Below are 14,677 nucleotides of genomic sequence, written 5' to 3'. Positions count from 1 at the left end.
GGCTCAACCACGATTGCCGCGGCGTACAGGATGCCCCCTGCGCGGGGCATGACAGTGTGCCCCAAATCTCACTCCCCTGCCTGCAGCTTCCTCGGGAACACCTCGCCCGCGCCCGTCGCTACCAGCCGTGGGGCATCGGGGGCATCGCTCTTGCTGAAATCGAGCTCCTCGATACGTCCGGCGCGCTTTTCGATCTTGTCGGCCGAGATCAGAACCTGGCGGACGTCCTCGTTGACGTCGGAGAAATGCTTTTGCAGTTTCAGCACTCGGTCGCGCAGACGACTCAAATCGTCGCCGAGCTTGATAACCTCGGTGCGGATCTGGTCGGCTGCGTCGCGCATGCGCGCGTCCTTCATGATCTGCTGCATCACCTGGATCGCGAGCATCAAAAGCGACGGCGACACCAGCACCACGCGAGCGCGGTACGCTTTCTGGATCACGTCGTCAAAGCCGTCATGGATCTCGGCATAGACCGATTCCGACGGCACGAACATCAGCGCCATCTCCTGGGTCTCGCCCGTGACGAGGTATTTTTCGGCGATGTCGCTGACGTGCTTCATCACGTCGCCGCGTAGCCGCTGCGTGGCAATCCGCCGCTCCTCGTCGGTGCGGGCATCGTGCAGGGCCGTCACCGCCTCCAGCGGAAATTTTGCATCGATGCAGAGCGGGCGCTGGTCGGGCAGGAACACGACGCAATCCGGCCGCTTGCCGGTCGAGAGCGTGAACTGGAACTCGTAGGACCCCTTTGGAAGACCGTCCTGGACAATCGCCTCCATCCGCGCCTGGCCGAAGGCGCCGCGCGACTGCTTGTTGGCGAGCACGTCGCGCAGGGTCGTCACCTGGGTGGTGAGGTCGGTGAGGTTCTTGTGCGCGCTGTCGATGATGCCGAGCCGCTCATGCAGCGCGCGCAGGCTCTCCATGGTGTTGCGGGTGGAGTGTTCCATGGACTGGCCGACGCGATGCGTCACCGAATCCAGCCGCTCATTGACCGCCCGTGCCATCTCGGCCTGGCGGCCGGCCAGCGCCTGGGTCATGGCGTCGACCCGGCCCGAAGCCTCGCTCTGCGCCCGCAGCACCTCGCTCAGGCGCTCCTCGAGCTCGTCGGCACGGATGGCATTGGCCATCGCGAGTTCCGCGCCGCGCCGCCCGGAGCGCGCGATCACCACGGCAATCACCACCAGCAGGATGAGGACGAGGGCGCCGAAGCCGATCAGCGCGTCGATGGTGCGCACCGGCCAGTCGCCGAGCACGAAGATGATCTCGTTCATGCCGACCCTTCTAGCCGATTCGCCGGGCTCCACGAACGAATAGCGAACGTCTATGGCCAAAGTCCCGTTGATTCTTATGGTTAACGAAATCTGAAGTTTTATGGTTAGCGGAGGGTTAACGGAGTTCCGCGCCGGATTGACCGCACCCGACACGCAGCTTAAATCGCGGCCATGGCCCTAAGAGAAATCATCATCCTGCCCGACAAGCAGCTGCGTTTGGTCTCCAAGCCGATCGAGAAGGTCACGTCGGAGATCCGCAAGCTTGCCGACGACATGTTCGAGACCATGTACGACGCGCCTGGCATTGGCCTCGCCGCGATCCAGGTCGCGCAGCCGCTGCGGCTGATCACCATGGACCTCGCCAAGCGCGACGAGGACGGCGAGACCAGGCACGAGCCGCGCGTCTTCATCAATCCGGAGATTCTCTCCTCCTCGGAGGAACTTTCAGTGTACGAGGAAGGCTGCCTCTCGATCCCCGAATATTACGAGGAGGTCGAGCGCCCGGCGAAGGTGCGCGTGCGCTTCACCGATCTCGACGGCAAGCTGCACGAAGAGGATGCCGAAGGCCTCTATGCCACCTGCATCCAGCACGAGATCGATCATCTCAACGGCGTCCTGTTTGTCGACTACCTGTCGAAGCTGAAGCGCGACCGCGTCATGAAGAAGTTCGAGAAGGCCGCCAAGCGCGCGGGGTAGAGTAGGCTTTCTGTCGTTCCGGGGCGATGCGAAGCATCGAACCCGGAACCTCGAGATTCCGGGTTCGGCTCTTCGCGCCGCCCCGGAATGACTGTCACGGGATTGCGCCTTTCGCAGGTCTTCCACATGCCCCTCCGCCTGATCTTCATGGGCACGCCCGATTTCTCCGTGCCGACGCTGCTCGAGCTGGTCGCGCATGGCCACGAGATCGCCGCCGTCTACACCCGCGCGCCGAAGCCGGGCGGACGGCGCGGCCTGCAATTGCAGCCCACTCCGGTTGAAGAAGCCGCGCGAAAACTCGGCGTTCACGTGCTGACGCCGAAGACGTTGAGGACGCCGGAAGCGCTCGACGAGTTTCGCGCCTTCGATGCCGATGCCGCCGTCGTCGTCGCCTATGGCATGATCCTGCCGCAGGCGATCCTCGATGCGCCGAAGCTCGGCTGCTACAATCTGCACGCTTCGCTCTTGCCGCGCTGGCGCGGCGCCGCGCCGATCAACCGCGCCATCATGGCGGGCGATGCCGAAAGCGGCGTGATGGTGATGAAGATGGATGTCGGCTTAGATACCGGCGACGTCGCCATGGCCGAGCGCATCGCGATCACCGACAGCATGACCGCGGCCGATCTGCACGATCGCCTGTCCCGGTTAGGTGCCGATTTGATGGTGCGCGCGATGGCGGCGCTCGCACGCGGCGGGCTCCAGCTCAAAAAGCAGAGCGAGGACGGTGTCACCTATGCCGCTAAGATCGACAAGGCCGAGGGGCGGATCGATTGGACCAAACCCGCACGCGCGGTGCTGCGCCACATCCATGGCCTGTCGCCGTTTCCCGGCGCCTGGACCGAGCTTGTGGACGTCAGCGAAAATGCGCGCGTCAAGATCCTGCGATGTGAATTGGCGAACGGCTCAGGTGCGCCGGGCGAGGTGCTCGACGACCACCTCACCATCGCCTGCGGCGAGGGTGCGGTTCGCATCCTCGAGCTGCAGCGCGAAGGCAAGGCCAGGATGCGGGCCGCGGACTTTCTGCGCGGCGTGCCTGTGAGGGCGGGCGCGAAATTCAGCTGACACTGTCATACCCCGCGAAGGCGGGGTATCCAGTACGCCGAGGCTTCTCGGTTGATCTGATAGGCTGCGGAGTACTGGATTGCCCGCCTTCGCGGGCAATGACGGTGAAACTGGACACGATGCCCCGTTACAAGCTCACCATCGAATATGACGGCGCGCCGTTCTTCGGCTGGCAAGTGCAGGAGACGCTGCCCTCGGTGCAGGGCGCGCTGGAGGCCGCGGTCAAGGCGATGACCGGCGCGGGCGCGCGGGTGCATGGCGCTGGCCGCACCGATGCCGGCGTGCACGCGCTTGGCCAGGTCGCGCATGTCGACATCGGCAAGCAATTTGCGCCGGATCGTTTTCGCGACGGGCTCAACGCGCATTTGCGCCCGCATCCGATCGCGGTGCTCGAGGCCGAGATCGTCCCCGAGACCTTCGAGGCACGCTTCTCGGCCATCAAGCGCCACTACCGCTACCGCATCATCAACACCCGCGCCAATCTCGCCATCGACGTCGGTCGCGCCTGGCGCGTGCCGCGCCGGCTCGACAGTGACGCGATGCATGCAGCAGCCCAGCGTCTGCTCGGCAAGCACGACTTCACGACGTTCCGCGATACCGAGTGCCAAGCCAAGTCGCCGGAGAAGACGCTCGATCAGCTCGACGTGATACGCGACGGCCGCGAGATCACCATTGTCACCTCTGCGCGCTCGTTCCTGCACAGCCAGGTGCGCTCGATGGTGGGATCGCTGGTCTGGGTCGGCGAGGGACGCTGGACGGCCGATGATCTGTCGGCCGCACTCGCCGCCCGCAGTCGCGCCGCCTGCGGCATCGTCGCCCCGCCGCAGGGGCTGTATCTGGTGAAGGTGGATTATTAGAGCCTAATGCCGCCAGTAGCGTCATGCCCGGGACAAGCCCGGGCATGACGGCGGAGGATTTGGCGAAGACACCGCAGGCAAAGCAGCAGCACCTTACGCAAAATACCGCGCCAAAATTCCCCGATACACCCGCGTCAGCTTCTCCAGATCCGTCACCGGCACCCGCTCGTCGATCTGGTGCATGGTCTGGCCGACCAGGCCGAACTCGATCACTGGGCAGTAGCTGGAGATGAAGCGCGCGTCCGACGTGCCGCCCGAGGTCGACAGCTCCGGCTTGCGGCCCGTCACTTCTTCGATCGCGGACACTGCAAGATCGGTGAACGGGCCGGGCTTGGTCACGAACACGTTGGAGTTCGAGTGATCCCAGACGATGCGGGCGCGGATGCGGTTGCCGCAGGCTTTGGCGAGGCGCGCCTCGACCAATTCGCGCAAGGATGCTTGCGTGTGGTTGTCGTTGTAGCGGATGTTGAATTTCGCGCGGGCCTCGCCGGGGATGACGTTGCTGGCCTTGTTGCCGACGTCGACCGAGGTGAATTCGAGATTGGAGGCCTGGAACTGGGCGCTGCCATGGTCGAGCGGCTCGTCGGAGATCGCCACGATCAGCCGCGCGATATCAGGCACCGGGTTGGAGGCGCGATGCGGATAGGCGACATGGCCCTGCACGCCGTCGACATAGAGCGTGCCGGATTGCGAGCCGCGGCGGCCGACCTTGATGGTGTCACCGAGCGTCTCGACGTTGGAGGGCTCGCCCAGCACGCAATGGTCGAACTTTTCGCCGCGCTCGGCGGCCCATTCCAGCAGCTTGACCGTGCCGTTGATCGAAACGTCTTCCTCGTCGCCGGTGATCAGGAAGGAGATCGAGCCCTTGCCGTCCTTGCGCGGCTTGCCCTCATTGGCGGCGAGATGCTCCAGCACCGCCGCCACCGAGCAGGCGATGCCGCCCTTCATGTCGACCGCGCCGCGGCCGTGCAGGAAACCATCCCGGACCTCGCCCGAGAACGCGCCGACGCTCCAGGCGCTCTCGTCACCGGGCGGCACCACGTCGGTGTGGCCGGCAAAGGTGATGTGCGGGCCCTCGCTGCCGATCCGCGCATAGAGATTGTCGATGTCGGCGGTGCCGGGTTCGCTGAAGGTCACGCGGTGACAGGTGAAGCCTGCTGCGTTCAGGGCTTGTTCAAGCACCCCGAGCGCACCGGCATCGGCCGGGGTTACCGAGGGGCAGCGGATGAGATCGCGGGCAATGGAGAGAGCATCGGTCATGCGCGTCCGATCAATCCCGCAGCAGCTCGTTGATGCTCGTCTTCGACCGCGTGCGCTCGTCGACGCGCTTGACGATGACGGCGCAGGCGGTGCTCGGACCGGGCTGGCCGTTCTTCATGGGCTTGCCGGGCAGCGCGCCCGGCACCACCACGGAATATTCGGGCACTTCGCCCATGAAGATTTCGCCGGTCTCGCGGTTGACGATCTTGGTGGAGGCGCCCAGGAACACGCCCATCGCCAACACCGCGCCCTTGCGCACGATCACGCCTTCGGCGACCTCGCTCCGCGCGCCGATGAAACAGTCGTCCTCGATAATCACGGGCTCGGCCTGGAGCGGCTCGAGCACGCCGCCGATGCCGGCGCCGCCGGAGATGTGCACGCGCTTGCCGATCTGGGCGCAGGAGCCGACGGTGGCCCAGGTGTCGACCATGGTGCTCTCATCGACATAGGCGCCGAGGTTGACGAAGGACGGCATCAGCACGACGTTCTTGGCGATAAAGGCCGAGCGGCGCACGATGGAGCCGGGGACGGCACGGAAACCGGCATCGCGAAAGCGGTTCTCGCCCCAGCCTTCGAACTTCGAGGGCACCTTGTCCCACCAGGTCGCCTTGCCCGATCCGCCGGGAATGACGTCCATGTCGTTGAGGCGGAAGGAGAGCAGCACGGCCTTCTTCAGCCATTGGTTGACCTTCCACTTGCCGTCGCTGCCGCGCTCGGCAACGCGCGCCTCGCCCTTGTCCAGGATTTCCAGCGCCTGGTCCACGGCCTCGCGCACCTCGCCCTTGGTCGTGGTCGAGATGGTCTCGCGCGCGTCGAAGGCGCTGTTGATGGTGGATTCGAGGGCTGCAAGGGACATCGGGATTTCCTCAAAGGAAACGGGAATTTTGATGGATTGGGGCGCTTTTTCGGGATTTGGAAAGGTCAAGTCAAGCGCACATTCGTCGCTACCGGGCTTGCCCCGGGTATCTCCACCGTCATTCCGGGGCGATGCGAAGCATCGAACCCGGAATCTCGAGATTCTCCGGTGCGCAATTGCGCACCGTAGTTTGCCCTTCGGGCGCCCCGGAATGACGATGCATGGTTGAGCGATAAGGCCTACCCCGACAGCTTGGCCAAAAACCCCGTCAGATCATCCGTGACGTGGTCGACATGAGCGGCGTCGCGGCCCTCCAGCTCCCAGTCCTCGCGCACCACCTCTTTCGCGCCGTCGGGCACCACGAGCACCGTGGTCATGCCGAGCTGGTGCGGGACGGCGAGGTTGCGGGCGAGATCCTCGAACATAGCGGCGCGGGTCGGATCGACGGCGTGCTGACTGAGGAATTTGCGGTAGGTCTGCGGCGCCGGCTTGGGCTCGAACTCGGCGGCGATGATGTCGAACACGCCGTCGAAATGCGAGGCGAAGCCCAGCCGCGCCAGCACCGCATCGACATGGTCGACCGAGCCGTTGGTCAGGATCAACTTGCGGCCCGGCAGTCCAGCGATGGCTGCACCGAGCGCCGGGTTCGGCTCCAGCGGCGAGTGGTCGATCTTGTGGACGTAGGCGAGGTAGTCGTCGGCGGAGACGCCGTGCAGGGTCATCATGCCGCGCATGGTGGTGCCGAAGCGCAGGTAATAATCCTTCTGAATCTTGCGCGCTTCCTCTGGGGTCACGTTCAACCAGCTCGACACGAACTCACCGATCCGCGCATCGACCTGCTGCCACAGATTGACGTGATGCGGATAGAGCGTGTTGTCGAGATCGAACACCCAGGTGTCGACCTGAGCAAAGGCGCGGGGAGATTTCATCACAACACTCTCGCTCACGGCATCGCAAACCGCAGCGTCTTGCCGCCGCTCGACATATCCACCGCCCCAAACCCCGTTGCCGCAAATCCGCGCGCGCTGCAATCGGCCTGCTCGCTCGTCTCGAATTTGGTCTCGCGCGTGCAGAGCTGCTTGTCGCCGCCCCAGTTCAGCGGCCGGTCCTTCAGCTTGATGACGCGGTTGTCGGCATCGACCGCTTCGGCGAAGCTGAAGATCTGCCGGGGCTGGCCGGTCACATCAGGATGCAGGCATGTCTTTGGATCGATGCGATACCAGCCTCGGCTCGTCACCGACTTGCCGTCGTCGGTCGCGACCGCCGCCATCACCTTGTGCGGCGTGTCGTTGCACCAGGTGAGGCCAGTCGCCGACGGCGTCTGCACCGCATCGATCATGGTCTTGAAGACATTTGGCGACGACACCACGTCGGACGACAGCCCGCGGCCCTTCAAAAAGGCAGCCAGCGCGGCTTGCGTCTTCGGCCCATCGACGCCGTCGATCGCGCCGACGTCGTAGCCCGCGATCACCAGCAGCCGCTGGATGCCGGCGAGGCGCGCCTGCTCGTCGTCATATTCGGAATCCTCGGCGAGATAGGCAATGAGGTTGCCGTCCGCGCCTTGCGTCGGTGTCACCTGCGTGAACGCGGCCTGGGTCTGGCCGCTGCGGCACTGCCGCGCCGCCGCGATGACGAAATTGTCCTGCGCCACGCACAGCATGTCGCGGCCGTTCTGCGGGATCGGCGAGGCGCCATAGACACCGAGCGCGCGCGCATTGAGCAGGATGCGGTCGGCGGTTAACATGCCCTGCACCACCACGCGGCAGGTGGCGGGATCGATCCTGAACCAGCCCCGCGTCGCGGTCGCGGCCTTGTCGTCGATGCCGATCGCGGCCTCGACGACATAGGACATGCGGTTGCAGATCTTGAGGTCCGCAAAGGCCGGCGCGGAGGAGAAGAAGAACGAGGCGGCTGCGGCAGGCAGCGTCATCAGGCAGCGGGTGAGGGGCGAGCGGCGGTGCTGCGATCCAGTCATTCCGGGGCGATGCGAAGCATCGAACCCGGAATCTCGAGATTCCGGATTCGCCCTTCGGGCGCTCCGAAATGACCGAGCAATGCGAGAGTCGTGGATGGCCGGGCCTTCGCCTCGCCGAAGCGGCTTCGGCCGCGCAGGCGGGACAAGCCCGGGCATGACGCCCTCTTTCCTTGCCCGTTCCCGCATCACTTGTGGATCAGCGTTCCCGTGCCCTGGTTGGTGAAGAGCTCGAGCAGCACCGCATGCTGCATCTTGCCGTCGATGATGACGACGCCCTGCACGCCCTGTTCGAGCGCGTAGATACAGGTCTCGACCTTCGGGATCATGCCGCCGGAAATGGTGCCGTCGGCGATCAGCTTTCGCGCGTCCTTGACGGACAATTGCGGGATCAGCTTCTTGGACTTGTCGAGCACGCCAGGCACGTCGGTGAGTAGCAAGAGGCGCTTGGCCTTGAGCGCGCCGGCCACCGCACCCGCAAACGTGTCGGCGTTGATATTCAGCGTCTGGCCGTCCTGAGAGGTCGCGAGCGGCGCCAGCACCGGGATCAGCTCGTAGCCGATCAGCTGGTTGAGCAGGGTGAGATCGACCTTCTCGGGATCGCCGACGAAGCCGAGATCGATCGCCTTCTCGATGTTCGAGTCCGGATCGATGATGGTCCGCGTCGTCTTCGACGCTTTCACCATGTTGCCGTCTTTGCCCGACAGACCCACGGCCTTGCCGCCAGCTTCGTTGATGTACCCGACGATCTGCTTGTTGACGGAGCCGGCGAGCACCATCTCGACGATCTCGATGGTCGCGGCATCGGTGATGCGCAGGCCGGCGGCGAATTCCGAGACGATGCCGAGGCGCTTGAGCATGGTCGCGATCTGCGGCCCGCCGCCATGCACCACCACCGGGTTGATCGCGGTCTGCTCCAGCAGCACGATATCGCGCGCAAAGTTCTTGGCCGTCTCCTCGTCGCCCATGGCATGGCCGCCATATTTGATGACGATGGTTTCCTCGTCATACTGCTGCATGTGCGGCAGCGCTTCGGACAGGATGCGGGCCTGGTCGAGCGGGGAGATGTCGGTCATGAGGCGGATCTCGCTGGCGGGACTAACGCGGGCTGCGTTCTATCCGATTGGCGGGCGTGGCGCAAAGTGCTCTTACGCTCCCTCCAGGCGAGGGTAAGAAAGAGAGCTACGTCTTCACCGCCACCGCCGCCACGCTCACCGCCAGCCAGCCCAACATCATCACCGTTCCACCCGTCGGCGCTGCATACGGAAATAGCCCAGATCCCGCATATTGCCGTAAGGTGAGATCGCCCGCGAACAGCGCGGCGCCTGCTGCAAGGCCGAACGCGGCAACGAGGCCAATTCCGCCATGCAGAAGGCCGCGCGCGAGCAAGGCGACGGTTGCAAGTATGCCAGTTGCATGAAACAGCAGCATGGCGCTGGCAGATGCCAGCCGGCTCGCATCGCCGTCATGCGCCGAGGCGGCCGCCAGCGCAACGCCGGCGGCGCCCATCAAGCCGGCAAGCCCAATCAGCAGGCGTTGTGCCGTCATCAGGCGGTCCGCTCTTCCAAGAGCTTCGCCATGGCGGCGCGCAGCTCGGCCATGCCGATCGAACTCCGCGACGAGGTCGCGAGCACGTTCGGGAATGCAGCGGGATGCTTGGCCAGCCCGGCCTCGGTCTCGGCGATGCGCGATTGCAGCTCGGACGCCTTCACCTGGTCGGCCTTGGTCAGCACGACCTGGTAGCTGACGGCGGAGCGGTCGAGTGTCTTCAGAACTTCGAGATCGACGTCCTTGAGACCATGTCGCGCGTCGATGAGCACGTAGACGCGCGCGAGTGAGGCACGTCCCAGCAGGAATTTGTGGATCAGCTCGGTCCAGGACGCGACCTGGCTCTTGGGCGCCTTGGCATAGCCGTAGCCGGGCATGTCGACGAGGCGCAGGTCACTCTTTCCCGGGACCTCGAAAAAGATCAGCTCCTGGGTGCGGCCCGGCGTATGCGAGGTGCGCGCCAGCGCGTTGCGCCCCGTGAGCGCGTTGATCAGGCTGGACTTGCCGACGTTCGAGCGGCCGGCAAAGGCGATCTCCAGCCCCGCCATCGGCGGCAACGTGGCAATCGAGGGCGAGGCCCAGATGAACTGCCAGTCGCGCGCGAACAGCTTGCGCCCGGCCTCGATCAGCTTCGCATCTTTGTCGTCGGTCATGCTCAAGGCCCAGTGCTAGTTCCTCATGGTGAGGAGGCGCGCAAGCGCCGTCTCGAACCATGCAGGCCCGGGAGCCCGTCGCCATCCTTCGAGACGCGGCCTCGCGGCCGCTCCTCAGGATGAGGTTCGAAGTCCTCGGCCTACGTCGCTTTCCTCGCGAACGTCGCCTTGAGATTGTCGAACAGCTCCACCTTCACGCCGTTGCGGCGCATGATGTAGCTCTGCTGGACCACCGAGAGCAGGTTGTTCCAGGCCCAGTAGATCACGAGGCCCGCCGGGAAGCCGGCCAGCATGAAGGTGAAGATCAGCGGCATCCAGTTGAAGATGATCTGCTGCGTCGGATCCGGCGGCGTCGGATTCAGCTTCATCTGGAACCACATCGTGATGCCCATGATGATCGGCCAGATGCCGAGCGCGAGATAGTGGCCGAACACGGGGATCGTGGTCGGGTCGAACGGGATCAGCCCGAACAGGTTGAACAGGTTGGTGGGATCGGGCGCCGAGAGGTCCTTGATCCAGCCATAGAACGGTGCGTGCCGCATCTCGATGGTGACGAACAGCACCTTGTAGAGCGAGAAGAACACCGGGATTTGGATCACCACGGGAAGACAGCCGGCGACCGGGTTGATCTTCTCCTTGCGGTAGATCTCCATCATCTCCTGCTGCTGCTTCACCTTGTCGTCGGGATAGCGCTCCTTCAGCGCCTGAAGCTGCGGCTGGATCGACTTCATCTTCGCCATGGAGGCGTAAGACTTGTTCGCCAGCGGGAAGAACAACAGCTTCACGATCACCGTGACGAGCAGGATCGAGATGCCGAAATTGCCGAAGAAGCGATAGAAGAAGTCGAGGCCGAGAAACATCGGCTTGGTGATGAAGTAGAACCAGCCCCAGTCGATCAAGAGATCGAAATGGTTGAGGCCGAGCTCCTTGTTGTAGCCGCCGAGGCCTGCGAGCGGGAAGTTGATGCCGACCACGCCGGCTTCCTTGGCGCCCGCGAACAGCCGCGTGTTGGCTGTCGTCGTGCCGCCGATTGCGACGGTCTGCGCATCTTGCAGGTAGTCGGTCTGGTATCGGATCTGGGTACCTGGTTCGGCGACGAAACGTGCCTTGAGCGTTGCCGACGTGTCGGGAAGGAGCGCGGATGCCCAGTATTTGTCGGTAATGCCGAGCCAGGCATTGGTGACCTTGTTGAATTCGAATCCGTGTCCGCCGTTGCCGATCGCAGGGGCTTCGCTGACGGCCTTATAAGCCTTCTCCTGCAAGCCCTGGTCGCCGAGATAGCCGATGAGGCCTTCATGCAGGATGTAGTAGCCTGAGACTTGCGGCGTGCCGTGGCGCGAGATCAATGCGAACGGAAAGAGCTTGACCGGCGCGTTGCCGACATTGGTCACCTCGTCCTTGATGCTGAACAGGTAGCGGTCGTCGATCGTGATGGTGCGGCGGAAGGTGAGGCCCTGACCGTTATCAAATTTCAGCACCAGCGGCGTGGACGGCGTCAGGCTGTTGGAGCCCTCCTGCTGCCAATCGGTGGTCCGGTCAGGCACCTTCGTGTCGCTTGTCGCGGCCACCCAACCAAATTCGGCGTAATACGGCTCCGCCGTGCCCGAGGGCGAATAGAGGATGATCGGCGGCGACTTGGGGTCGACCGTTTCTCGATACTGCACGAGCGCGAGGTCGTCGATGCGCGCGCCTTTCAAGGAAATGCTGCCGGTCAAACGAGGCGTTTCGATCTTGACACGAGGGGAGGCGGCAATCGCGGCCTCGCGGCTGACGATCGGCTGGGCCGGCTGGTTCGCGACAGGGGGAGCCGAGGGAGTGCCGCCCGCCTGCGGCGCGGCACCCGGCGTCGGCGACGCCGTCGGCTGCGGTGTGCCTTTCTGGAGCTCGGCCTGCGTCTGTTGCTGGGCGCGCTGCTTCTCCATCTGCGGCACGTTGTAGAAATACTGCCAGGCGATCAGCACCAGGCCGGACAGAATGACGGCGAGGATGGTGTTGCGATTGTCTGTCATCATTCTCTCGTCATCAATCCGGTTTGCGGCTTATCGCGGGGCCCGGCTTTCGCCGGTCCCTTGGGCGTATGCCGCGCGGGCTTCGCGAATGCTATGCGCAGATCGTCGAGCATGGTCGCGAAGTCGCGCGAGAGCGCGTCCCTTCGGCCGACCAGCACATAATCATGATGGGGTTGCATCGACACCGGATCTAACCGCTTCACCAGTTCGCGAAGCCGGCGCCGGATACGATTGCGCTCGGGGGCGTTGCCGTTCTTTTTGGTAACGGTAAAGCCGATCCGGATCGGGCCGCCGTCGTCCCGGCGACGGCTTTGCAGGACGAACGCGGGACTATTCACCCGCGCGCCATTGGCAACGGCGAGGAAATCCGCCCGCTGCCTCAGCCGATCCATGATGAATCCCGGAAAAAGGGGGTCCGGCTCAGGCGCTCAGACGCTTGCGGCCGCGGGAGCGGCGGGCGGCGAGAACCTTGCGGCCGCCGGCGGTGGCGAGACGGGCACGGAAGCCGTGACGGCGCTTGCGCACCAGTTTGCTGGGTTGATAAGTCCGCTTCACGGGTTTTTCTCCGCTGACCGGGCAATTTGCCTGTAGAATTGATGGTAAAGTCCGGAAGATGCGGCCCAAAACGGGCCCTTTTCCGGCCCCAAGAGAGCCGCTCCCGGTGTCGCACCGGGTCATCGCGGACAATTCGCGCGGCTTATAAGCGAGCGCCTTGTTTTCGTCAACGCCGCACAAGCGCGCGTTTCCAGTGAATATCGCTGTTTGTGCGGGGTTTTTAACCCTTGAGGTAGCGACTCGCTTTATCAGCGCTTACATCTCACCTCGGCAGATTAGCGATCCGTAATTTGACCGGGCCCGGGGCCGGTCGCATCTTGCATCAGCCAAGGCCAACAGGGGCGAATTTCGTGGCAGCCACAGATCGCCAGCCGATCCAGGATCTGGATCAGCCGGACCAGCCGGCGATGCGGCCGCGCGGCTCGCGCGGGCTCGGGCTGTCAGGCAAGCTGCTGCTGCTTACCGTCCCGCTGGTGATGATCGCGGCCAGCCTGCTTTACGTGCCCGCCATCGCCAACTTCTGGGTCAACCGGCTCAACGACCGGGTGGCGGCGGCCAACACCGCGGCGCTGGTGCTGGACGCCGCGCCGCTCGGCATGGTTCCCGATTCGCTGTCGCGGCAGATATTGAAGAGCATCAATGCCCGCGCCGTCGCCATCAAGATGGGCCAGCAGCGCCGGCTGCTCGCCAGCGACAACCTTCCCACGGCCATCGAGCATGACATCGATCTGCGCGACGTGACGGCGTGGGAGGCGATCACCGGCTCGTTCCGGATGATGCTGGAGACCGGCAACCAAGCCATCCGCATCGTTGGGCCGGGCGTCGGCAACGCCCAATTCATCGAGATCGTCACCGACGAGCTGCCGCTGCGGCAGCAGATGTACCGCTTCTCCCGTAATGTCGTGGTGGTTGCGCTGATCATCGCGGCGCTGACCGCGGGCCTCGTCTATCTCGCTCTGCATTATCTCTTCGTGCGCCCGATGCGGCGGCTCACTGCGAGCCTGGTCGGCTTCCACGAGAATCCCGAGAGCTCGGCGCGGATCATCGTGCCGAGCCAGCGCAGCGACGAGATCGGGGTGGCCGAGCGCGAATTGTCCGACATGCAGCGCGACCTGATGTCGATGCTGAATCAGAAGAGCCGGCTCGCCGCCCTCGGCCTCGCCGTCTCCAAGATCAACCACGATCTGCGCAACCTGCTGGCCTCGGCGCAGCTTTTGTCGGACCAACTCGCCAGCGTGCCGGATCCGCGGGTGCAGCGCTTCGCGCCAAAACTGGTGCGCTCGCTGGAGCGCGCCATCGCCTTCTGCCAATCCACCTTGTCCTATGGCCGCGCTCAGGAGGCCGCACCAGACCGCCGCATGATCCTGATCGAGCCGGTGGTGCTGGAGGTGCGCGAGACCGCTGGCCTCGCCAACGACGCCTCGATCGCCTGGGTTTCGGCGATCGAGCGCGGGCTTGCGGTCGATGCCGATCCCGACCAGCTGTTCCGCGTGCTGCTCAACCTCGTCCGTAACGCCGCCCAGGCGCTGGAAAGCCATGCCTCGTCCGGCGACGGCGGCGTGCAGCAGATCCGGATCACCGGAAAACGCGAGGGCGCGGTCGCCATCCTGGAGGTTTCCGACACCGGCCCGGGCGTGCCCCAGAAAACCCGGGAGCACCTGTTCGAGGCGTTCCAAACCTCCGGTCGCCCCGGCGGCAGCGGCCTTGGCCTTGCCATCGCCGCCGAGCTCGTCCGCGCCCATGGCGGCGACATCCACCTCGTCGAAGGCACCATCGGCGCCACCTTCCGTATCGTCATCCCCGACCGCCCCGTGGAACTGCTCTCCATCCGCAACGAGCGGGCGCGGGCGTAGCCGGCCAGCCGACAGTCTCTCGTCATTCCGGGACGGCCCAAAGGGACGGGCGCGGAATCAGAGGTTTCGGCGCGAGATTCCGCACTTC

Annotated in this window: 15 protein-coding genes; 4 read left to right on the top strand and 11 right to left on the bottom strand. The window is 64.6% G+C overall.

Annotated elements, in window-relative coordinates:
• Positions 1 to 68: 68 nt before the first annotated feature.
• Positions 69 to 1,268 carry a DNA recombination protein RmuC gene (locus IVA98_RS35495; protein WP_247302764.1) on the bottom strand — a complete coding sequence of 400 codons (1,200 nt, stop codon included), beginning with the start codon at positions 1,266 to 1,268 and terminating at the stop codon, positions 69 to 71.
• 171 nt (positions 1,269 to 1,439) lie between these two features.
• Between IVA98_RS35495 and def the strand changes: the two genes are divergently transcribed.
• The 3 genes from def to truA all read left to right on the top strand — a co-directional run bounded on the left by def (position 1,440) and on the right by truA (position 3,883).
• The gene (gene def / locus IVA98_RS35490) at positions 1,440 to 1,964 is read left to right on the top strand and encodes a peptide deformylase (RefSeq protein ID WP_247302766.1); all 525 of its coding nucleotides are present in this window, start codon (positions 1,440 to 1,442) and stop codon (positions 1,962 to 1,964) included.
• A gap of 126 nt (positions 1,965 to 2,090) precedes the next feature.
• A complete protein-coding gene (gene fmt, locus IVA98_RS35485) occupies positions 2,091 to 3,026 on the top strand; it encodes a methionyl-tRNA formyltransferase (RefSeq protein WP_247302768.1) in 936 nt (311 codons plus the stop codon).
• Between the two features lie 119 nt (positions 3,027 to 3,145).
• A complete protein-coding gene (truA, locus tag IVA98_RS35480) occupies positions 3,146 to 3,883 on the top strand; it encodes a tRNA pseudouridine(38-40) synthase TruA (protein WP_247302877.1) in 738 nt (245 codons plus the stop codon).
• A gap of 93 nt (positions 3,884 to 3,976) precedes the next feature.
• Here truA and dapE read toward each other — a convergent pair whose 3' ends face one another.
• The 10 genes from dapE to rpmH all read right to left on the bottom strand — a co-directional run bounded on the left by dapE (position 3,977) and on the right by rpmH (position 12,736).
• On the bottom strand, positions 3,977 to 5,143 hold the full coding sequence (gene dapE, locus IVA98_RS35475) for a succinyl-diaminopimelate desuccinylase (protein ID WP_247302770.1): 1,167 nt from the start codon (positions 5,141 to 5,143) through the stop codon (positions 3,977 to 3,979).
• Positions 5,144 to 5,153: 10 nt separating this feature from the next.
• Entirely contained in the window at positions 5,154 to 5,999 is an 846-nt protein-coding gene (gene dapD, locus IVA98_RS35470; RefSeq protein WP_247356726.1) for a 2,3,4,5-tetrahydropyridine-2,6-dicarboxylate N-succinyltransferase, read from the bottom strand.
• A gap of 239 nt (positions 6,000 to 6,238) precedes the next feature.
• Complete coding sequence (locus IVA98_RS35465; RefSeq protein WP_247334921.1) at positions 6,239 to 6,928, bottom strand: pyrimidine 5'-nucleotidase; 690 nt, start codon at positions 6,926 to 6,928, stop codon at positions 6,239 to 6,241.
• 14 nt (positions 6,929 to 6,942) lie between these two features.
• Complete coding sequence (locus IVA98_RS35460) at positions 6,943 to 7,929, bottom strand: DUF1036 domain-containing protein (protein WP_247302879.1); 987 nt, start codon at positions 7,927 to 7,929, stop codon at positions 6,943 to 6,945.
• A gap of 230 nt (positions 7,930 to 8,159) precedes the next feature.
• Positions 8,160 to 9,047, bottom strand: coding sequence for an acetylglutamate kinase (gene argB / locus IVA98_RS35455; protein ID WP_247276433.1), 888 nt, complete (start codon positions 9,045 to 9,047; stop codon positions 8,160 to 8,162).
• A 106-nt stretch (positions 9,048 to 9,153) separates the two neighbouring features.
• Positions 9,154 to 9,519, bottom strand: coding sequence for a DUF423 domain-containing protein (locus tag IVA98_RS35450; RefSeq protein ID WP_247334922.1), 366 nt, complete (start codon positions 9,517 to 9,519; stop codon positions 9,154 to 9,156).
• Entirely contained in the window at positions 9,519 to 10,172 is a 654-nt protein-coding gene (gene yihA, locus IVA98_RS35445) for a ribosome biogenesis GTP-binding protein YihA/YsxC (RefSeq protein WP_247302779.1), read from the bottom strand. Before yihA ends, IVA98_RS35450 begins: the two co-directional genes overlap by 1 nt.
• A 140-nt stretch (positions 10,173 to 10,312) precedes the next feature.
• Entirely contained in the window at positions 10,313 to 12,181 is a 1,869-nt protein-coding gene (gene yidC, locus IVA98_RS35440) for a membrane protein insertase YidC (RefSeq protein WP_247302781.1), read from the bottom strand.
• The gene (gene rnpA / locus IVA98_RS35435) at positions 12,181 to 12,573 is read right to left on the bottom strand and encodes a ribonuclease P protein component (RefSeq protein WP_247302783.1); all 393 of its coding nucleotides are present in this window, start codon (positions 12,571 to 12,573) and stop codon (positions 12,181 to 12,183) included. Before rnpA ends, yidC begins: the two co-directional genes overlap by 1 nt.
• Before the next feature lie 28 nt (positions 12,574 to 12,601).
• On the bottom strand, positions 12,602 to 12,736 hold the full coding sequence (gene rpmH / locus IVA98_RS35430; RefSeq protein ID WP_212501943.1) for a 50S ribosomal protein L34: 135 nt from the start codon (positions 12,734 to 12,736) through the stop codon (positions 12,602 to 12,604).
• A 350-nt stretch (positions 12,737 to 13,086) separates the two neighbouring features.
• Between rpmH and IVA98_RS35425 the strand changes: the two genes are divergently transcribed.
• Positions 13,087 to 14,589 (top strand): ATP-binding protein, encoded by a 1,503-nt coding sequence (locus IVA98_RS35425; RefSeq protein WP_524536450.1) that lies wholly within the window; start codon positions 13,087 to 13,089, stop codon positions 14,587 to 14,589.
• The last annotated feature ends 88 nt before the right edge of the window (positions 14,590 to 14,677 follow it).

Source organism: Bradyrhizobium sp. 160, from assembly GCF_023073735.1.
Taxonomy (GTDB): domain Bacteria; phylum Pseudomonadota; class Alphaproteobacteria; order Rhizobiales; family Xanthobacteraceae; genus Bradyrhizobium.
Note: the sequence above shows the minus strand (reverse complement) of the source record. Positions and strands in the feature narration are given on the sequence as shown.